Origin of the sequence: Coleofasciculaceae cyanobacterium, assembly GCA_036703275.1 — a bacterium.
GTDB lineage: Bacteria > Cyanobacteriota > Cyanobacteriia > Cyanobacteriales > Xenococcaceae > Waterburya.
The window spans coordinates 154100-176350 of record DATNPK010000025.1; the positions used below are offsets into that span (position 1 = coordinate 154100).

Here is a 22251-nt window from a genome sequence, read left to right on the forward strand (position 1 = left end):
TAAACGAGAAGAGTTAACTAATCTTTTGAGTTGATAAGCAAAAGTTTCAGTCCAAAAGCGAGCATTTATCTGTGCGTTTCGGCGTTCAGCAACCAACACAATGAATTATTCTCAGCTAGAACCTAGTCATTCCTTACGCTACGATGCAGAGGCGATCGCCTCTCACTATCGTTTTAGACCTTGGCAGGTAATCTGGCGAGCGATCGCCGTTATCTGGCTATTTGGTAATTTTGTCTTGCGCCTCTATCTAGACAAATTGACCAACACAGAAGCAACCAACCGAGCCAAAAGAGCTACTCAACTACGCAAAATTATCACTACTCTTGGTCCTACATATATTAAAGTTGGACAGGCACTTTCTACTAGACCAGACTTGATTCGCAAAGACTTTTTAGATGAGCTGACTAAACTACAGGATCAGCTACCACCTTTTGATAATCGGATTGCTTTTAGAATTATTGAATCAGGTTTAGGACGCTCAATCACAGAAATCTATCGAGAATTTTCTCCTAACCCCGTAGCTGCTGCTTCTTTAGGTCAGGTATATAAGGCGGTGCTGCATACGGGAGAAACTGTAGCAGTAAAAGTTCAGCGTCCTAATCTACGTCCAAAGCTAAGTCTCGATCTCTATTTAATGCGACTTTTGGCTGGTTGGGTAGAACCTTGGTTGCCTCTCAATTTGGGTCATGATTTAGCTTTAATTGTTGATGAGTTTGGCGCAAAATTATTTGAAGAAATAGACTACCTCAACGAAGCCAAAAATGCCGAACAATTTGCCCAAAATTTTGCTGGAGATCCTGAAGTAAAAGTTCCAGCAATCTACAATCAATACTCCAATAACTTTGTTTTAACTTTAGAGTGGATTGATGGTATCAAGCTAACTGACTTGGCTAAGCTAGAAGCTGCGGGTTTAAATGCAGATAATTTAATTAAAATTGGTGTGACTTCAGGTTTACGTCAGCTACTAGAATATGGCTTCTTCCACGCCGATCCTCATCCTGGTAATTTGTTTGCCACTCTTGATGGGCGAATGGCTTACATTGACTTTGGCATGATGGATCAACTTAGTGAGTCGATGAAGGAAACTATTGCTAGTGCAGTAGTGCAGTTAATTAACCGTGACTATGAAGCTCTAGCGGTAGATTTTGTTAATTTAGGCTTTTTGACTCCAAATACCGATATTCGACCAATAATTCCGGCTTTAGAAACTGTTCTGGGTAATGCAGTCGGGGAAAGCGTGGGCAATTTTAATTTTAAAACCATCACTGATGAATTTTCTGAATTGATGTATGAATATCCCTTCCGTCTTCCTGCTAAATTTGCCCTAATTATTCGCTCTTTAATTACTCAAGAAGGATTAGCGCTAAGCCTAAACCCCGATTTTAAAATTGTGGAAGTATCCTATCCTTATGTATCACAAAGGTTATTAACAGGAGAATCACCTCAACTTAGAAGGCGTTTACTCGACGTATTAATTAAAGACGGTAAATTCCAGTGGAAAAGACTGGAAAATATGATTGAAATTGCTAGTTCTGATGATAATTTTGATATTTTGCCCACCGCCCGTCTAAGCTTACAATATCTTCTTTCCGAAGAAGGAAAGTATTTACGTCAACAGTTACTCATGGCGTTAACTGAGGGCGATCGCCTTCATACCGATGAAGTCAAAAGGCTTTGGAGTCTAATTCAGGACGATATCAAACCGCAAAAAATAATCGATCTTGCCTTCAGTACTTTCCGTCAAATTTCTGCCGATAGTGTGGCAGCAATTCTTCCTTATGCTCCCGCTTCAAGATAAAGTAGTAAAGCAACTTCTCTTAATCAAGATTAACCATTACATGTATTATCTGCCCCAACCACCTTTTCTAGTAGCTATTCTGGGAGTGTTTATTGCCATCACCTGTGGCTCAGCATTTCAAAATCTTTTAGAGCAGAAGTTGCGGGAATCATATCAAAACGTTCGACAACCAGGCTCATTTAGAATAGATAGAACCAAAGATTTAGTTATCGCCGCTACTTTCTGGGGAATTGGTCTAGGAATATGGGTGTTTTTAGGTGGCGGCTTGTTAGTCTTAGGCTTTGGGATCATTCCTTCCTATGGTGTCTCTCTGGTGCTAACGCTTTTTACTAGTTCACTAGTTTGGGATCAGATCAACGATGTTCTTTTGCAGTTAAAAGAAGGTGGCTCAAAAGCCCTGGAACTAGACTGATGCTTAATTACTTAATTACAATTAGAAATAGTAAAGATAGCCACAACTTATTCTAATTAATGTAACTCTTGTCGCCAAATCCAGAGGATGTCAGAATAGAAAGAGTTATTAAAAATAAATAAGACTAATAAATAACTAGTAACTTAACCAACTTTATTAAATTGAGTTCAGGAGAAAATTCTCATGGCTGAAGAAAGTAAACCCAACGGTACTCAAGCAAAAACAAGTAGTGACACTAGTAAAACTACATCGACTAAAGCTAGCACAGTCAAAAGCGCAACACCTAACAAAACTGCATCGACCAAAAAAGAAGATAACGATAGCGATCGCGCTCTAACTTTATCAATACAACCTAGGAGTTTACTACCTCAAAATCGACCTATTGAACCTAGTAGTTTAGAGATAGTTCACACCTATTCCTCGGTCGGTTCAGATCGCCCAGTTTCTAAAGGAACAATAAAATTTAGCAGTTCTATAGCCATATCTGGTAATCGTCCTATTGCTGCTAGCACTCTTCAAGTCAGCGATTCTTATGTTATGGGAAATCGCCCTGTCGCTTCCAATGAGTCAGATGAAACTACTGCTTTAATGGGATATTTGGATTAAGTATTTCTTTAGTTACTAGTAGTAAAAAAGCTGAGAAGCTAATCTGATATGTAAACTACTTATTGATTCGCTTCTCATTTTTTATTGTTTTAAAATAATTTTTTTACTTCGGTTGCTGAATTGCTCTAACTGAAGTTTTTCATTTTCATTGTGGAGATCGACAATGAAAGCTAGCCTAAGGCTAGAATAGCGAGAAAACTTACTTGATTTGATGATATAAGTCCAAGTATTGCTGGGCTATGGTCGATTTATCAAATCGTTTTATCTCGTCTGGCTCAAATGAGCTTGAATGTTCAATAGCTTGAATTAAAGCGTGACTCAAATTAGCGATCGCTTTACCCTTCAGCGAAAAATAAGTACATTTTGCACTAGCAATCTCTCGAAAGATAGGAATATCAGAACAGACGACGCGATCGCTAAAATATAAAGCCTCTGCCAAAGGTAAACAAAAACCTTCCGTAGAAGAAGCAATGACAAAAACCTGGCATTTTTGATACAGCCAACCCAATTCGCGATCGCCGATTGCTGACAATAAACTTACTGTAGTTTCTAGATTCAAGTGTCCGATTAACCGCTGAATATTTTCTGTTTCAGGGCCAGAAGTACCGACAATAACTAATTGGCAATCTTGCTTAATTTTATTAGTTTTTAATAGTTCAGCATAAGCTTGAATTAGCAAATCTAAATTTTTGTTCTGCCGATGTTGAGCGACTGACAAGAAGAATCGACTATGTTCGGTAAACTGTTGAGGAGCCTTAGTTTCTAGTCCCTCAAAGTCTACGTAGTTATAAACCACCTCAACTTTTTGCTGAGGCTTGAGGTTAGGAAAGTAAAATTTTAACTTGTCAGCAGTAACTTGAGATACACAGGGCAGCCCATCACTATTACTAATTGCTTGTTTTAAAAATAAACGATTAAACCAAACTTGGGGAAAGCCAAAGTTTTCAGGACATTCGTAGGGATATAGATCGTGAATTGTAGTGACTACAGGAGCATTAAATTTAGCTCTCAGAAAAGGAAAAGGAAAAGAAAGATGAACTACATCAGCATCTAGCTGATTTGCTAGCTGAGGTAAGCCTTTGAGAAACCAGATATTTCTCACGACGGAACTATTTTTGATGTTGACATTAACTAATTTAATTTTATTAGAGTCCAAAGCAAAAGCAGTTTCAAAATAGTATTGTTGCCAAGAGCCAACAACTAAACTAATTTTAGTCACTTCTGGTTTGTCGGCTAAACAACGAGCTAGGTTGGCTGCGTGTCGGCAAACACCAGTCGGTTTAATCGGTCGATGTAAGGCTGCAATAAAAACGTGCATATTATACTAAATCCTGTTTGGATAGAACACTTTAAGGTTAGGTAAGTCAGAAGCGATGCAGCGGACGCGGAGCTTATACTAAAGCCCTAAAGGATTCCCTTCGGTCACACTCGCTTCGCATCGTCCGAAGGTGTCCTAAAGGATACACCTACGGATATACCCTTTAGGGAATCATGCACGGGCAAGTCCAAAGGAATCAGCTAGTCCTAAAGGATAAGGGGATAACATCAGAGGAGTTATAGCTACTTTAAGTCAAGAGTACTTTATTAATCGGATCTAGTATTATTTATACTCTGGATGTAGATCGCTTAAGTTTTGGGTCAGGTAAAAGCTAGCCAATCTATTTTTTGGCAATAAATATTTAACCTTAGTTCTTCTCAAGGTCATATTTTAAGCTAGAACCAGCTTTCCAAGCCGGGATATCTTTCTCATAAGCGCCAATCTCAGGAAATCTCCCCGCAAAATCTGTGGTAATTTGCGGAATATTCACTCCCGCATCAACCGCAGGAGAATCGGCTTGGGGAGTAAAGTTTGGCATAGATCTAGTAAATTTAGCTTGAGATTCTTCGCTAGGAGGTTGAACAAATTTTACGTCTGCATCAATAAACAGATTATTAGACTCTTGATCGGCAACTATTTCTTGAGAACCTGCAAAAATATTATTTCGCGCTTCAACAGGACCATCATTTAAATATACATCCCCGAGAAAAGTGTTATTGAATACTCGTTCGTATCCCCGTGGGCTTCCTGCGACCAAGCTATAGTTATCTTTACTACCAGTTAAGTTCCAGACCACATTGTGGTGAATAGTGCTATTAAAACTTTCAATGTCTAAATAAATTCCGCGAGTTCCCCAAAAGGGACTGAAGGCTTGAGTATCTCTAATCCAATTGTGATGGATTGAGCCACCTTCTAAATTGACATGGCAGCAAACATAAACTGCACCTAAATCGGTACTAAGCATACCGAAGTTAGAAATGTCGTTATAGGCAATTTCGATATTGCGCCCATCTATTCCTGCGGTATGCCAATCCCAGCTAATTGCGTCTCTACCAGTACGCTTAATTGTGTTGTAGGTGATCTTATGACCATTGCCGTTGATCCGAACAGGAGCAGCATAGGACACTTGATAGTTAGTGTTAGTAATAATATTATTAGTTACTTGATGATCATTCCCTTCTAGTAAAACACCATTGCCAGAACTCCAATCGATCACCGAATTCTTTAAGATGTGACCATCGCCCCGTAGCTGAATCCCCGTATCATGAGCATGAGCAGCCAAAAATAAAGCATCGTCAGAATCATCAGCTTTTTCAGATTCTGGTAAAGGTGGCAGGGTCATGTGATGGGAGACATATTTAGCACGAATACCGTCAATCACGACCCCAGTACTGCGATCGCTAGTAGTGATAGTATTAGCAAAAAGATTTAAGTTGCGTACAGTAATATAAGAGCGATCGCTTAGATCGAAAGCAAAGTTGCGCTGTTTGGCTTCTACTGTTTGAGGAGTTTTACTATCGGGTGACCAAAGGTAAAGGTTTTGGCTACTACCGTCATAAAACCATTCTCCTTCAGCATCAAGTAATTCTAATTTGCCAAAAAGATAAAACCAAAATCCGCCCCTGTCCCAAGGAGCAGTCATTTGGGCGGTTAATTTTTCCGCCGTACCACCAGTTATCTTACCAGTACGGGTGGTATACCATTCGTTAGTCCAAACTCTCGCCCCAACCCATCCTTCAGACAAGCTAGGTATCTCGCTGTTTTCAATGGTGGCGGCTGTTCCTCCCTGACTTTTTATTCCTCCACCAAGCAATGTGGGACGCAACAAATCTCGCTGGGAATCTAAATTGGGGAACCGAGCTTCTGGCATCATTTCTCCGTTGACAAAAATTTGATTAGCTAAAAAGCCCGTATCATTATAGCCATCACTAGGTAAAGTTACATCACTACGATAGATTGAACCGCGATGTGGCAACAAGTCTTTTACTACTTCTACTCCAGAAATTGTCACCTGCTCGTTTTTATAGGCTGCAAAAACTATTGGTTTTTCCTTAGTTCCTGAAACTTTTGGCTGTATTGTTTCTCGATAAGTCCCTTTTCTTAACCAGCAGGTTTCTCCTGGTTGAACAGCATCAGCACACTTTTGAACAGTTTTAAAAGGGCGATCGATTGTGCCAGGATTATCGTTAGAACCATTAGGAGAGACAAAATATCCTTCTGGCTCACATACAGACATAGCAAGGCTGGCAAAAATACCAGTACCAAAAACGATAGTTCTTAGTTTCTTAATAAACATTATCAAAATTCATCGTAAAAATTATGTTGAGCAATGCCCGATCTCTAAAATGCTCGATTGAATTCAGGCATTCAAGATTAGCTATTTTTAAATTCGCCGACGCAATCTTTATAAACTTTGGCTAGCCATTTTCCTTTGGCTTCCCAACTGTAAAGTTCTTTGACTCGCTGTTGACCCATTTGTCCCATCTGGACGCACAAGTTGGGATTTTGAGCCAATTTCACCATTGCTTTTGCCAGATCGTTAACTGCCTGTTCTGGGCTATGAGCAGGAACTTTGATGCCAATATCTGGTGTTACCGTTTCTCCTGGTCCTCCCAAATCTAGGCACAAAATTGGTCTTCCCGATGCCATTGCTTCTAGAGGTACCCATCCTCCTGAATCATGTAAACTGGGATGGACTAAAGCAGAACACTGCCCTAACTTGACTAAAACTTCTTTTCTATCTAACAAGCCAAAAAAAGTTACTCTTTCAGCAATATTTAAGTCCTTTGCCAAAGCTTGTAAATTTTCTAGTTCAGGTCCTTCTCCCACAACCCAATATTCGGCATCTGCTAAGTTAGCTTGAGCAAATGCTCGCAATCCTAAATAAATTCCTTTCCAGTGCAGCAGTCTGGCAATATTAATAAATCTGACTGATTCGGCCTTGGGAGGGGTACACTGACTAAGTTGCTCAATTTCTGATAAAGATATACCTGTCTCTGAAGCCTGTTTTACTGCAAACGCACCCAATTTGCTGAGTTTTTTGGCAGTATCCTTAGTAGTCGCATAAGCAATCGTGCTGTTTTTAGCAGTCAAACGAGTTAAAGGATCTAATTCACCGATGCCTCGCCATGCCTCACGCAGAATTTCATATAGCTTGTTTTTCCAATGGAAATCAGTCCAAAACTTTGCTGGTGCAGATTCTCCACCGCCAACAGGCCCCCAAATGAAAGGTATTGGTAATAAGGAAAGTAGACTGGGAACGGAATAACGAACAAAGGTAACGTGATGAGCAATGTCAAATTTAATATGACGGTGCATTTTTTGAGCAACAAAATATGCCTGAATTTGCCATAAATAGTAGTGAAGCTGCATCGCCCCAGATTGTCCCCAACGTAGACTATCTTTCCAGAAGGGAAGAGTAAAATAAACAAAGTGTAAATTAGGAATTGGATGGCGTGCTAATTCTGCTTCAATTATTGTTTTGCTTTCATCTGGTCTAGTAAATACCCAAACTTCATGATATTTGGCAACTTCTTTAGCTAAATTCCAACCTACACCACGTTCAGAACCTTTACCTGGTTCACAAGAATATGCAGACAGCAGTACTTTCATAGGATTTATAGTAGTAATAAGAACTATTAATTAGAAATAAATAAAACTTTGATAACTTTTTCTATTTAAACTAAGCAGGCACTTTGCTTCGAGAATTGACTATTTCTTCATAGAGATTTGCTGTTTGCTCTACGGTTTTTTTCCAAGTAAATTCTTTTACCCTAACCAAGCCTTTATTGATTAAATTTTGGCGATAAATAGTATCTTTTTGCAAACGAATTACAGCTTTAGTTATTGCTTCAACATCTGTTGGTTCTACTAAAATTGCTGCATCACCAGCCACCTCTGGTAAAGAGGAAATATTAGAGGTAATTACGGGAGTTCCGCAAGCCATAGTTTCTAAAATAGTTAAACCAAACCCTTCATATAAAGAAGGAGCTAACATTACATCCGCAGCATTATAAAAATAAATTAAAGCTTCGCTATCAGCATTATTAATTAAGGTAATATGTTTGGCTAACCCATTAGCTTTAATATATTGCTCTTGTTCTGGATAAAATTTTTCTCCAACTTTCCATAAGCGCACAGGAATATCTAGATTGGCGATCGCTTTTACTGCTTTTAAGACCGTTAAAATGTTTTTGCGCTGATGATTTGAGCCAACATTTAATAAGCAAATTTCTGCTGGTGAATCAACATACTTTTGACGCCATTGAGCTACTTTTTCAGCAGGAAGAACACAAAAATTTGTCCCCACTCCATTAGGAATTACCTTTATTCGATCGAGATTGACATTTAACCACTTATTAATATCTCTAGCAGTATTAGTTGAAACGGCAATTGTGCTATGAGCAGCGATAATTCCTTTTACAGAATGTTGCCAAACTGCTAGGCTGAAAGCTGGAAAACGAGACTCATTTTTTAAAATTTCTGGATATATATACTGCACTAAATCATGACAGGTAATTAACACTGGTTTACCTAGTTTTTTTAGCCCGTAGGCAACATGACCATTAGTATGATCGATGATATGAAATATGTCGGCTTGTGTTTGACTCACTACACGAGGATGATTATAAAACCTTTCATAATATTTGCGTAATGGATTTCCAGAATGCCATAGATTTTCTAAATCGTCACTCCATGGCTCAGGCGATATTTCAATAATTTCCCAATTTGGTCTAATTTTTTTTAATTGCTCAACTAAATTATCAGCATAGACATCCATACTAAAAGCAACATTCGGTTCTCTTCTAACAACTGCTACTCGCATTAATCTTTTCCTTAAGTAAAGTTTTAAACTATTTGAATTTTATAAATATTGCGAAACTAGTTTATTTTTTTGCATTAAATAAATAAACATCCAGCTAATTATAAAGCTCAATATAGAATAAGTTAATATTGAAGCAATAGAAACGCTTTGACTAATTTGAGGTACAAGTTTAATCAAAATAATTTCTACTGCGCTTTTGACAAAAGGATGAATTAAATAAATACCAAAAGAACACAAGCCTAAATTAGCGATCAAAGCGTTATTAGAAATATATTGAGAAATAGCAATTCCCCAAAGTAATAAAGAATAAGCAATAATTAACTCACTTAGTGCATTAGGCAAATATTTTTCTCCTGCTACATTAGTTAATAAAAATAAAACAAAAAGTATAGCCATATTTTGCTTTTTATAAAACCATTTATAATTGTTTTGTTTCAATAGTTCATTGATTAATAAAGCTATTAAAAAATAAGGCGCGCAGCGAATTATCCAAGCCAAATTAACCAGAATAATTCTCCATAATTGATATAAAATATTATTTGGTTGCAACAACTTCATTAATTCAGGAAAAGCAGTATAAGAATCTAAATCAAAATTATTATTTGATAAAATTAACAGTTGATAAATAATCAGGCTGATAATAGATAACAAAAATAACCATAATATTGAATTTCTTTGTTTAGTCAGATAATTGGCTAGATTAAGTAAAATAGTTCCTGCTAATAATAGTGGAATAAAATATAGATGATAAGAAGCTGCCCCCATAAAAATAATTGCTAATGGGTCAGATAACAATTGTTGAACTAGATCGGTATTGTCAGTGAATGAAAAAATAATCGTTTTAGAAACCAAATAAAAAATGCTCCATAGCAAATAAGGCATTACTATGCGCTGAAGCTTTTTCTGCCAAAAAGCAGCAGAAATTTTTAAAGGTGATTTTGTAGTACCAAAATAAAAAGATGCTGCTAAAAAAAACGGCACAGCAAAATAAAACAAATAGCGAAATTGGATTGCCCGATCGCTAATGGGAACTCCCCAGGTTTCATCTCCTGAGTGAACTAGAATTACTGCAAAGGCTGCTAATCCTCGACATAAATCAATACCGACAAATCTAGTTGCTTTACTCATAAAATCACTTCAAGATTGGTACTAGCTTTTGCCACTGAGCGATTAATCTTCGGGCAATGCGTCCGTGGGAGTAATATTTTTCTACTCTCTCTATTCCATAGTTCCCCATTTCTTCTCGCCAATTACGATCGCAGATTGCTCTTTTTAAAATTGCTGCTAGAGCTGTAGAATCTGATTCAGGGAAAACCAAATCTTCGCAGGCAATTACGTAAGGTATTTCACCACAGCTAGAGCCGACTACAGGAATACCCATTGCCATTGCTTCAATGATGACGTGACCAAACTGTTCTTTCCAGGTAGCAACGGTACGAGAAGGCAGTACTAAAACATCAAATTTACCTAATTCCGTAGGGGCTGCTTCGTGACGCACTGCACCCCTCCAGGTAATTAGATCGGCAATCTTTTGTTTTTCAGCTTCCTGACGCAAATCGGCTTCACTAGAACCCGACCCACAAATGGTAACGTGGCAGCTTAAATCCTGTTGTTTTAGCTGACTAACCGCAGCAAATAAAGTATCCAGTCCTTTTTCTGGTACGAGTCGCCCCAAGAAGCCAATATTTAGTCTGTCTTGATGGTTTTTTTCGGGAGGAGCAAACAAATTAGTATCTACCCCCATTTGAGGCATGACCTCTATTTGTCCCTGATAATTCCAGCTACGCATTACCTCGGCGCCATCTTGATTACCAGCGAGATATAGGTTTGTCGAACTCATGACAATATTACGAATCCACTGACGGAATAAAGATAGAGAACGAAGCTGATTTTCCCACCCAAAGACTACCATCGGCTTATGACGTAGCTTTGCCCAAACAGCTACCTCGAAAGCACACAAAGAGAAAATTTCTTCCTCAACTTGAATCAAATCTGGCTTAAAGTCATCAATTACCTGCCCAATCTTCCAGGGATTATAAAAGTGTGCGCCGACTCTACCTGTAAACCAAACAGGAGCTGAATAAATCCGAATTTCTGGGAAAGGAGTTTCTAACTCCAGAGTTCGATTCCATTCCGTAGCTTGCCAATTACTGGGCGCAAGTAAAGCCAGCTCTACCTCTTGGGTATCGGCGATCGCTTTAAGTTTGCCTTGATTGACACCCACTACATAGGTATGACTAACAAATAAAACCCGCAGTTTTCGCTGCATTTGGCGAGCTGCATTAATTACACTAGAAGAGTTTTGAAGATTAAAGGTATTAGACATAAAAGTATTAGATAGAAAATTTTAAATTTGTAACTGCTGATTCTGCTCAAATTTCAACCGTTTTTTATGCCATGCCAGCCCCAGCATCAGGGAAATTGAGAGCATATAGCCTGGCTCCTCGATCTGAGTAAAGATAAAGCCCAAAATCAGAGTCGCGAGCAGAGTAATCTTGAGAGAATTGTCCAAGCCAAAGTGTTTCCAAATTGAATAAGCTAAAAACAAATATGCGCTTAAACCCACTAATCCCAAATCGCCCCAAATTCCTGCCCAACCAAAAATAGGACTAAACAAGCTAGAACCTTGCGCCAGCCAAAAATTATTAATAAACTCTCGTGAATCTATGCCAATCGAAGTTGTAGTTGCTCCTAAAGGTGCAAGTATCCACTGATAATCTTGCATAAACCAGGCTCCTAAACGGCTAACACTATGACCTGGTCCCAAGCCAAACAACCAATTACCCCAAGAATCAAATTCAGTTAGGATGGCTTTAACCGAATAGAATTTAGTGAACCAGGCATCACCATTTTCGCCATATAGTTCTGGTCTTGCCCAGGCGGTAAAAGCGCCAAACGCTTCCAAGTTTTGGATGCACCAGAAAAATATCATTCCTGTAATCGTAATTCCCAACAGTAGCTGGATTGTTTTACCTACGTCTTTAAAATTAAATACAGTCAATAGAATCCAGGCGAGTAAATAAGCAAACACCAGTTGTTTTGAGTCAGAAAACAGCAGTTGCCAAAGCGCAGCCAATAAAGCGGTAATCCTGGCCCAGAGAGGAAAATTTTTGCCGTTGACCAAAAAATAAATAGCAAAGGCAATTGATATTGATGCGGATACATAATTACCTGCTCCAGAGACAAAAAATACGCCTCCACAGCCATCTGTGCCGTTAAATCCATCAGCGTAAAGCTTGTTAGCATCAATTAATGGTTTCTGTAGAGCAGCTAACAGAAAGTTAATTAATACAGAGCCCATAAACCACCGTTTGATTCGGGTAAAAGATTCTGGGGACATAGGAATGCAGGCGATCGCCACTAAAAACATCATTGGCTCGCCTAGCATCATAAAGCTAGCAACTGCATTGATTAAGCCAGCCCCGTTCCACAAGGCACTTGCTAATATAGCCACCAAGAAAATAAATAGTCCCAACAGCAAAGATTGAACCAGCTTAGTTTGTTGGGCATTTTTGATTACTGTGGTGCTTAGAGCAATCCAAAGAACAAAAGGAACAATGACAAAGTGTGCATGATTCAAAACTGGTGGAGCCTTAGTAATGGTGCAAAAAATACGTCCATAAAAGACTAGCGAAAAAGCCAAAATTATTAAATTGGTATTGTTAGTCCAAGCGAGACTACCTTCTGACTTTCTGGTTGTTAATTTTGCACTATTAAACATCATGAGTTTTCAAATTTTAGCTAACAGCGTTAAGCTTACTAAAACAAACTAAAGGTTATAAAATAAATATTTCGCAAATTAAACTGAAAATATCTTTCAAGGTCTAGTATGACTCTATCGATTAAATAATCGCTGTGATTTCAGGCAGTTAACTTTGATGAACCATATTATTTTTTGGACTTAAGCTCTACATTTAATTGATTAGAGATTTAATTTTTTAGGTTTTAATAAAATTCATTAGTTAATATTCAAACGAAATAAAATTATCGTAATCTATTTATCTATCTAATTAATAACTTGAATTAAGTAAAAATTAAAAAGTGACTGTTTTTTAGATTAACTATTTTGATAAATTTCATTTAGACAAGAATTTATTTGTGCAGCTAAGATTTTAATGTTTGGTTCAAAAAGCATTGTTGTCTGATCGCCTAATACTTCATGGACTTCTATTTCATTAGCAACAAATTCATTCCAGCCCAATTGATAATCGTGAAATATATGTTCGGGATTATCAGGAGCGCGAAAGAGGATAACTTTCCCCCCTTGATAAACTGATGGAGTATGGTTTAATAAAGCATCTATACCAGCTTCATAAACGCGCGATCGCCGAACACTATAAGGCAAACGCTTAGTTTTTTGGTTGTTTTTGTAGGTAAACACTTCCAGCTTGTCTTTAATTTTCTGGTATAGCTGTTCGACCATATCAGCAGTAAAAGCCAATTTATCCTGTAATTTAAGTCGAGGATTGGTTACAACACCAACTAAGTTATTTAATCCTCTAAGCAGAAAATTATGCTTAATATAGCGCTCGTAAATAGTAGATGGTGGTGAGCGATCAACCTCTTGGGCGGGCAGATCGCTCTTAGTTTTGGTTAATATGGGACGAGCCGTGGAATCAAGCAAGCCCAGAAACGCTATTTCAACGCCTTGTGAATGAAGCCTTTGTGCCATCTCGAACGCCACTGTACCACCCGTACATAAACCAGCTAAAAAGTAAGGACCTTCAGGTTGAACGGCACGAATCTCTTTTATATAAGCTTCTGCCATTTCTCCTATTCGGTTGTGAGGCACGCGATCGTCATCCATTCCCATCGCCCGAACTCCATAGACAGGTTGCTCTGGGTCTAAATACTTGGTTAATAGTTTATAAGCCAACATCCCAGTGCCAACAGCATTGATTAAAAAAAGAGGTGGCTTTGAGCCAGTAGCTCTAATTTTAAAAAGCAAGGAGCTGGATGTTGATGATTTTTGAGATAAGACATTGGCTATACCTTCAATTGTGGGGGAAGAAAGAAAAGTTCCCAAGGAAATATTAGTATCAAAGGTTGTTTCAATTTGTGTTAGCAGACTTACAGCTAGTAGAGAATGACCTCCCAAATCAAAGAAATCGGCTGTTACGCTGATCTTGTCCTTACCTAAAACATCCTGCCAAATTTTTACTAGTCTTTTCTCCGACTCATTTCGTGGAACTATATATTCAGCTGAATTCTGTAGGAGTTGCTGGGGTACTGGCAAAGCACGACGATCCACTTTCCCGTTGATGGTTAAGGGAAATTTTTCTAGCTGCACAAAAGATGCAGGAATCATATAGTCGGGTAACTTCTGTTTGAGGACTTTTCTTAAATTTTCAACAGTAAGATTTAGACCAGACTTACCTACGACATAAGCAACTAAACGTTTATCACCTGGTGTATCTTCCCTGACTATGACCACACTTTGAAGTATCTCTGGATGTTGAGCCAAAACCGCTTCAATTTCTCCTAGCTCAATCCGAAAACCACGAATTTTTACCTGGTTGTCGATTCTTCCCAGATATTCGATTTCGCCATCACTGGAATAACGTGCCAAATCTCCAGTTTTATATAGTTTTTGTGAGGAATCAAAAGGACTAGAAATAAATCTTTCTTGGGTCAATTCAGGACGATTTAGATATCCACGAGCCAAACCTGAACCGCCAACATACATTTCACCGATAGTTCCTATTGGTACTAGCTGTAAATATTTATCTAGTAAGTAGATTTTGAGATCTCGAATAGGACAGCCAATAACGCTGCTCTGCTGATTAGTATCTGCCATGGTAAGTGGGCGATAAGTAACGTGTACGGTGGTTTCAGTGATGCCATACATATTTACTAGCTGCGCATGGCGATCGCCATGCCGTTCAAACCAGGGTTTCAAGCTGTGTATCTCTAATGCTTCTCCACCGAAAATAACTAAACGCAAATTTAACCGAGAATTTAGATTTGAGCGTTCGTCTATCTGGATTAATTGTGAAAAAGCTGAGGGAGTTTGGTTTAATACTGTAACTTTCTCGTCTAGGAGAAGCTGATAAAAACTATCGGGAGATCTGCTGACTAAATAAGGTACTATTACCAATCTTCCACCGTATAGTAATGCTCCCCAAAATTCCCAAACAGAGAAATCAAAAGCATAGGAATGAAACATCGTCCAAACATCAGTACAGCTAAAGTTGTACCACGACTGGGTAGCGGTAAATAATCGACAGACATTATGGTGTTCGATTAAAACTCCTTTTGGCTTACCTGTAGTTCCCGAAGTATAGATCACGTAAGCTAAGTTCGACGGCTCAGTCTGATTGCTGAGATTTTCCACACTATTGGAAGAAATTATGTGCCAATCTCGATTTAAACATACTACTCTTGCCTGGGTTTGTGGTAAGTTGGCTAAATGCTGTTCATTGGTCAACAATACTGCGATCTGAGAATCAGCAATAGAATAAGCTATTCTATCTTGAGGATAAGCTGGATCTAATGGTACATATGCGCCGCCTGCCTTGAGAATTCCCATCAATCCGATCACCGTATCAAGCGATCGCTCTACACAAATACCAACAAGTACCTCAGGACCAACTCCTAAAGAATGCAGATGATGAGCCAATTGGTTAGCTCGATTATTCAGCTCTCGATAGGTTAATTGCCGATCTTCAAACACTACGGCAACAGCATTGGGCGATCGCATTACCTGCGCTTCAAACAACTGATGAAGACATTTATCCTGAGAAAAATCAACCTCAGGCTCATTCCACTCCCACAGTATTTTGTGACTTTCTGCTGCGGGTAATAGTGACTGGTAGGCAAGAGATTGTTCGGGATTTGCAACTATGCTCTGCAACAAAGTTTCAAACTGGTCGCACATTCTAGCAATGCTATTACTATCGAACACCTCAGAGTTATATCGCCAGCAAAATGCTTGACCATGGTCTGGAATGATTAGAGTAAGGTCGCTCTCCAGGATGGCTGCTGCGCGATCGCCTGCTAAATCTTCTAGGTTTGATACCCGTGCCACGATTACGGGCAATAATTGTCCATCATATATACCTGGTACTGAATCCAAAACTGGATATCGAGTCACAATATCTAATGCATAACTTTGATGTTGTTTTGCAAATTCAATTTGCCTTTGGACAACTTCAACTACTTCTTTTAAATCTTGCTCTAAGTCTATTTCAATTTTACAAGGGATATAGGCCGCCAAAGAACCGTCAGGCTCGATATTTTGCTTTAATTCAAGATCAGTAAATCCAATATCAAAACAAACCGTTCCGCTGATTCTAGCCAAATAACTGATTAAAACAGTAAACAGAATATCTGCCTGTTTAATAGCGAGAAAGGACTTTTCCAACGAATTGATTAGCCGCTCGGGAACTGGCAGGACAACTTCTACAAACTGTCGCTTCTGCGTTAGCGTTTGTTTAGCGAAAGGAATTGTTAATGGCTGTAGATCCGCTAATCTTGTCGCCCAAAATGCTTCGTACTTGGCGATCGACGTATTGGGGTGACTTCCCGTTTTAATAGATATAGACATCTTAAATTATTTACTCTCGGTAATTTTTTTGCTTGATAAAAAGGATTTGATGAAGTGAATGCCAGCTGCCTTTGCAAAATGTGCAGGATACTGCTTACTGAATCAATTCTTGCTTCAGATGGTCTGCCAATCTCAAGGCGAACGCTACAATCATAAATGTAGAATTTGCCTGTCCTGAAGTCACAAAGGTAGAACTACTGGCAACAAATAGATCGTCGAATCCATGTATATTACAGTTTGACCCGACAACACCTTTACTTGGATGTTCTGACATACGAGTAGTACCAACCTGATGAAATCCATCCCCAGCCTGGGACCATACGCTTGCTTCTAGATCGTCAGTCAAATATTTTAAATAACCGGATTCATGTTTTCTTAAATGCCGATCCCAATGATGATGAGCTTTAACTACATTTTCAATATCTCGATCCGTGAAGCGAAGATCGATGTTTAGTCTTCCCATACCCAATTCATCTGTTTCATCCGATAGGCTGACGGTGCTATCTGGGTTTGGCACTTGCTCGCTGTAATAGTGCAGCGGATATTCGTTGGCAGCACTATAAACAAACAGCGCAGGAATTTTTCGTTTAGCCACGAATCTTCTATAACTAAAGTTCGGAATAAAGGAAAGTATCTCGCCAAAATCTTTGATTATATTCATGATATGGCGATAGTAAATCCCTTTATCATTACCGATCGCTGCTTTTCTTATAGCTGTTGAAGCACCAAGACGACTCTTCAATACAGGTAGGCTCAAGGCAATGTAAGCAGAAGACAAAATGCCATTTTGATGAGAAAAGTCGCCGAAGTCGGGAGTACCCAACCAGGCAACTGTATTAGAAAGTTCTTGCTCTTGCAAAAATTCTGGTGCAAAGGAAAAACGTCGCCGAATATACGTATTGTCTGAATCTCGATCGAAGCCGAAAACCGTTTCTTTGGGGGGAGTCGTGAAATGAGCGATCGCAATATCTCCTGAGAGATGACCCATGTAGAACTTGCCTAACAGTCCACTATGGTTGCCAATACCGCCAGCATGGTAGCGATCGGAAGCTAAGAGTAAGCGAGTATTATTTAAAGCACCCCCCGCCAAAACGTACTTTTGGCATTTAATATTTAAATTCTTACCGCCGAGAGTTTTTGCCCGAAGTAATTCAACTCGAACACCCTGGTCATTGGTGTTAATTTCGGTACAGGTCAAGCCATAAAACAACTTAATCCGTTCTGATCGTTTCAACTGAGCCAAGTATTCTTTACCAAAATTAGTTGGTAGCGACCATCGCTCTAAAGTTGAAGTGAGTACTTCCTCGTCAGGTAAACCTGGAACAATTGACTTCTGCTCAATATGGGACATATTGTTCAAGTCAAACTCAGATTTGCCACACAAAAAATAGTCACAAGCTCGTTGAAAATAGACCTTCAGCTCTTCATAAGTTACGGGCCAATCTGAGTTAGGAATATGATTGCGTTGCGCAAAATCCACGGGGTCGTATGGTACACAACGTCCACCCCAAATAGTAGATGTGCCACCTATCTGTCGCCGAGTTGATTCTGACATAGGTGCGTGAAATTGCGGATCGAAGTGATTAGCATCACCAAGGTTTTGAATTGCTTCAGAGAAATCTAAGCGACCGCTTTCGAGTAGAGCAACGTCATACCCAGCCTGTGCTAACTCTAAAGCCAAGACTATTCCTGCTGGGCCTGCACCAACCACCCCAATATCAGAAGTTATAGTGGCTTTATCCTGGATTGTTTCAGCATCAATTAACATAAGTCAAAGTGACGAAATATAATGTAGCAATTGTCAAAAAAAGTATGAAGAAAAAAGTACGAAGTTCAGTGGTTTAAAAGAGGCTTGTGTTTCTCTCAAAACGGACGTATCGAGCTGCCCAGGAGACCTCGGCAGTCTCGTTCTTCCCTGTTCCGTCACGAACGACGGGGCGGGTGTCCTGAAGGAAGAAGCATGAAGCTAGCTTGTTGCTTCTTCCTTCAAACCTTATACTTCATACCTCTAAGGGCGAAGCCCTGGTTAATAACTAGAGTTGAAACGAGTTTAAAACTTACGGTCAAAGCTATTTAAACCTCAACTGTTAAGCAAAACTTTTTCTGGCTTGATTTTTTCTGGCTTGATTTCTTTCGCTTGAGAATTAAAGTAGAGTCGAATCACTTCGATATTTTTCTCTACATCACGGCGGGAGTAGCTAGGGTAAGTGGGTAAATACAATAGATCTTGAGCAACTTGTCTGGCGTTGGGGCAATCGCGATAAAATTCCTCGAATCGAGGTGTATCAGCGTTATTAATAAAGTGACCTAGAGCAATATCTCTTCCATGCTCGAACATAAATGTACGCAATGCTTCTCGGTCAGGACATTGGAGAGGATACCAAAGATAGGTAATGGATTTATCTGCCTGTAAAGGAGGCAAGATCAACTCATCAATATCTTTCAAGCCTTCGTGATACATCCGACCGTATTCAATTCTCTTCTCAATTTTAGTATCGACCTGTTTGAGTTGAGACAGACCAATGCGAGCTTGGAATGAGGTGTAATAGGACTTGTACACGTCAGGTAGTTCTGATGCAGCCTCACTTTCTTGTGGTTTTCGGCGAGTACTTTTATTAATTGCCTCAACATTTTTTAGAGTACTAAAGCGCAGAATAGGATAAATTAGCGGGAAAAAAAGCGACGAAGTAACAAGATCGTGTTTTAATCCTGATTTTAATTTGCTAAATAGTAGCGGCAGTGGTGAAGTCGAGAAATTTTGGGACTCAGCCTGTATTTTCTCCATCACATCATCGCGCTCGGTAACGACAACGCCTCCACGCCAGGTAGGTAAGTTTTTGTGCATCTCTAAACTGAAGATACCCACTTCGCCAATAGTACCTACTGGTTTACCTTGCTCTTTTACTCCAAAGGATTGAGCGCAATCTTCAATCATCGGAATATTAGAGCGATCGCATATTGCTTTAATCCGGTGTGCCTCAGCAGCAACCCCATGTAAATGAGTAATTAAAACTGCTCCAGTATTAGCGGTAATTAAACTCTCAACATCTGTTGCAGATATATTGCAGGTTGAGCGATCGACATCGGCAAATACAGGACGACCTCCCGCAAAAATTACCATGTTAATCACATCGGCAATGGTGTAGGGAGACAGAATTACTTCTTGTCCAGGCTTGATTAAAGCTTTGACTGCAAAATAAATCCCAATTCGGCATTGAGAAACACAGATCGCATAACGAGAGCTAAACCGCAGGCGCAATTCATGTTCAAAACGATCGATGTCTTTTTTACTATTGATGAACCGTCCTCCTAGGACATAGCCCAAAAACTGAGTGTAACTATTAAGATCGGTATAAAGACGGTTTCTGGGACTAGGGCTTAAATTTAACATAATTTATTTATTCCTTAATTCTAATAACACTTTTGTAGTAATAAAGTAGGATAAATTGCAACCGTATATTTAAGGAGATTTTGTTTAAGTTTTGGCTGCAATAAAAGTTAGGTCTGGGACTGGGATCTAGCTGATTAAAGTCCTTAGTTGGTTAGTTGTCCAGCTAACCAATTTGGGACGGTGCTGGGGAGCATAGAGCCAGGAAATTGCTGGTTTAGCCAAAGGTAAGGGCATTAATCCCACCCAAATAAACCACAGACTATAAAAGATGCGCTTGGGCAAATTAAAGTCTGAATATTTCCACAGACTCCTGATTCCCTGATAGATCAGCTTGGTAGAGCGATCGCCTTTGACGGGATGGGTTTGGATATTTAACCTTAATGAGATAATCCGCGACCAAAGACGGCCAATAGAACGTTGTTCTAAGTCTGGAGGAATTTGGTATCCTAACTCCTGAGCTTTTTTAGTTAGCAAGGAAAAATTTTGCAGATCATGACAGACAAACCGTTTAAAGCGATCGCCCGTCACCGTAGCTAATGCCCACTGGTTGCTATCGTGGACGCGATAAACTCCTAGTGGTCGCTCGATGGCTGCAACCTCGCCATAAAAAGGCACTTGAAAAGACAAATAATCATCGGCGGTAAGCTTATATTGCTCGGGTATGGGAAATAAGTTAGTTAAAGCCTGACGACTGAGGGCATTACCACTGGTAGGAGTGCTGTTATAACCTCCTGTTTCGAGCAACATTTGCCATACTTTGCCACGAGATAAAGGACTGCTCCCTTGGGGTGATGAATAGCCGAGAGATTTTCCTGCTCCATCAACGACATTTAAGCGATAATGCACCTTGGCTAAATTTGGTTGCCAGATTGCAACAATTTCCGCTACGGCTTGGGAAAACAAGAAATCATCAGAATCGAGGAAGATCACGATCTCCCCTTTGCTTTTGGCAAATCCACTATTAAATGCTGCTGCCTGTTTACCGTTGGGTTGTAAAATAGCAATAATGCGATCGCCGTACTCAGAAATAATCTGACGGGAGTTATCTGTTGAGCCATCGTCAACTACAATTACCTCAATATCTGTGTAACTTTGATTTAAGGCACTATCAATCGCCTCTGCTAAAAAGCGATCGTAGTTATAGTTGTTGATAATAATACTGACTAATAGGCTAGATTTCATTTAATTAAACTTACCTCTGGTTGGAGTTGATTAATATCCGCCAATTTGATATCTGCAACTGTTTCCAAGAAACGTTTGGCAGTAGGTATAGGACCATAATTATCAATTGCCCAGGCTTTACCTTCGGCGGAAATGTATTCTAAAAGCTGAGGCTGATCGGCTATTCTCTCGATCGATTCGGAGATGTTGTCTAAATCAATACCAATGTAATGTCGCCAATTCTCAGGCATGACAGGAAGTACAAAACCGTACTTGTCAAAATCAACGTGAAAAGTAACGCAACCCGCTGCCATTGATTCCCAAAATCGCCAACTATCCCACTGACTAATTCGGTTAGTTTTGATTCCCAGTTCAGCAATTATTTTGACTAAGTAGTAAGTCATCAGTTCGTTATAATCAGCCAACCCAGGGGCTAAGAAAAATCCGCCAAAGCAGGCACAGGCAGCAGACTGTTTTAAGCGACGATAGTAATTAGGAAAGTGCCGTCTACCAGTTTGTACCCAGCGGAGGTAATGATAAGGATCTTGAGCTACCGCTGTCATATCGTCTGAGGATGTATCAACGCTTAAATACTCGCCAAGTTGTAGTATAAATGATTTCTGGACATAATGTCTTAAGGAATGACTAAATTTTTGATGACGGAAATTTACTAGCACTGACTGCTTTTTTTCTGTCCAGGGTACTTCCTCTGCTAACTCTTGCAAAACTCTCGCCGATAGACCAAAAGCCCAGGGATATACATTAGCTGTATATCTAGTGTGGTTGGCATAGTGAGTTCGCAGGATAAAGTCGAACTGTCTAAATTCAGGCAGCCAGGATGCCGTTCTAATACCAGCAATGCCGTCTTCGCAGTCCAGATATACGGTTTTATATTGACGAGATGGTGCAAATAAATCTTTAGGTAAAGAACCATTTTCCTCGTACCACTGACGTTCGATAACTACAATGTCGCAATCACGGGGCGTAACATTGGGATTGGATTCTAGAAGATAGCGATCGCTATCAGGAGATATTTGCCAATAATTATTACTGGCATAATATTCGATTCCCAAATGTTTAAATCCTGTCGCCAAATTAACAATCAAATCCTGAAAATAAGCTCCTTCTGGCGTACCCTCTTGAGAGGTAGTGTAAAAAAAAACTTTTGGTAACATAGTGTTGATTAAATATATT

Annotated in this window: 15 protein-coding genes; 3 read left to right on the forward strand and 12 right to left on the reverse strand. The window is 39.4% G+C overall.

The window, feature by feature from the left end; genetic code table 11:
- Window positions 1-100: 100 nt before the first annotated feature.
- The 3 genes from V6C71_05880 (at window position 101) to V6C71_05890 (ending at window position 2816) form a co-directional block, all read left to right on the forward strand.
- A complete protein-coding gene (locus V6C71_05880; GenBank protein ID HEY9768024.1) occupies window positions 101-1798 on the forward strand; it encodes an AarF/ABC1/UbiB kinase family protein in 1698 nt (565 codons plus the stop codon).
- 40 nt (window positions 1799-1838) lie between these two features.
- Window positions 1839-2210, forward strand: a complete 372-nt coding sequence (locus tag V6C71_05885) for a hypothetical protein (protein ID HEY9768025.1) — start codon at window positions 1839-1841, stop codon at window positions 2208-2210.
- A gap of 183 nt (window positions 2211-2393) precedes the next feature.
- Complete coding sequence (locus V6C71_05890) at window positions 2394-2816, forward strand: hypothetical protein (GenBank protein ID HEY9768026.1); 423 nt, start codon at window positions 2394-2396, stop codon at window positions 2814-2816.
- A 199-nt stretch (window positions 2817-3015) separates the two neighbouring features.
- Here V6C71_05890 and V6C71_05895 read toward each other — a convergent pair whose 3' ends face one another.
- The 12 genes from V6C71_05895 to V6C71_05950 form a co-directional block, all read right to left on the reverse strand.
- The gene (locus tag V6C71_05895) at window positions 3016-4134 is read right to left on the reverse strand and encodes a glycosyltransferase family 1 protein (GenBank protein HEY9768027.1); all 1119 of its coding nucleotides are present in this window, start codon (window positions 4132-4134) and stop codon (window positions 3016-3018) included.
- A gap of 367 nt (window positions 4135-4501) precedes the next feature.
- Complete coding sequence (locus tag V6C71_05900) at window positions 4502-6430, reverse strand: hypothetical protein (protein ID HEY9768028.1); 1929 nt, start codon at window positions 6428-6430, stop codon at window positions 4502-4504.
- 77 nt (window positions 6431-6507) lie between these two features.
- The gene (locus tag V6C71_05905; GenBank protein HEY9768029.1) at window positions 6508-7746 is read right to left on the reverse strand and encodes a glycosyltransferase; all 1239 of its coding nucleotides are present in this window, start codon (window positions 7744-7746) and stop codon (window positions 6508-6510) included.
- A gap of 70 nt (window positions 7747-7816) precedes the next feature.
- On the reverse strand, window positions 7817-8959 hold the full coding sequence (locus V6C71_05910) for a glycosyltransferase family 1 protein (protein HEY9768030.1): 1143 nt from the start codon (window positions 8957-8959) through the stop codon (window positions 7817-7819).
- A gap of 39 nt (window positions 8960-8998) precedes the next feature.
- The gene (locus V6C71_05915; GenBank protein ID HEY9768031.1) at window positions 8999-10087 is read right to left on the reverse strand and encodes an acyltransferase; all 1089 of its coding nucleotides are present in this window, start codon (window positions 10085-10087) and stop codon (window positions 8999-9001) included.
- A gap of 4 nt (window positions 10088-10091) precedes the next feature.
- Window positions 10092-11285 (reverse strand): glycosyltransferase, encoded by a 1194-nt coding sequence (locus V6C71_05920; GenBank protein HEY9768032.1) that lies wholly within the window; start codon window positions 11283-11285, stop codon window positions 10092-10094.
- 21 nt (window positions 11286-11306) lie between these two features.
- On the reverse strand, window positions 11307-12683 hold the full coding sequence (locus V6C71_05925; GenBank protein HEY9768033.1) for a hypothetical protein: 1377 nt from the start codon (window positions 12681-12683) through the stop codon (window positions 11307-11309).
- Between the two features lie 333 nt (window positions 12684-13016).
- Window positions 13017-16505: an amino acid adenylation domain-containing protein gene (locus V6C71_05930; GenBank protein HEY9768034.1), complete on the reverse strand. Its 3489-nt coding sequence runs from the start codon at window positions 16503-16505 to the stop codon at window positions 13017-13019.
- A gap of 94 nt (window positions 16506-16599) precedes the next feature.
- Window positions 16600-18273, reverse strand: coding sequence for a GMC oxidoreductase (locus V6C71_05935; protein HEY9768035.1), 1674 nt, complete (start codon window positions 18271-18273; stop codon window positions 16600-16602).
- Window positions 18274-18585: 312 nt separating this feature from the next.
- Window positions 18586-19896, reverse strand: coding sequence for a DegT/DnrJ/EryC1/StrS aminotransferase family protein (locus tag V6C71_05940; GenBank protein HEY9768036.1), 1311 nt, complete (start codon window positions 19894-19896; stop codon window positions 18586-18588).
- Between the two features lie 126 nt (window positions 19897-20022).
- A complete protein-coding gene (locus tag V6C71_05945; GenBank protein HEY9768037.1) occupies window positions 20023-21078 on the reverse strand; it encodes a glycosyltransferase in 1056 nt (351 codons plus the stop codon).
- On the reverse strand, window positions 21075-22232 hold the full coding sequence (locus V6C71_05950; protein HEY9768038.1) for a hypothetical protein: 1158 nt from the start codon (window positions 22230-22232) through the stop codon (window positions 21075-21077). The genes V6C71_05945 and V6C71_05950 overlap by 4 nt, the downstream gene beginning before the upstream one ends.
- Window positions 22233-22251: the final 19 nt, after the last annotated feature.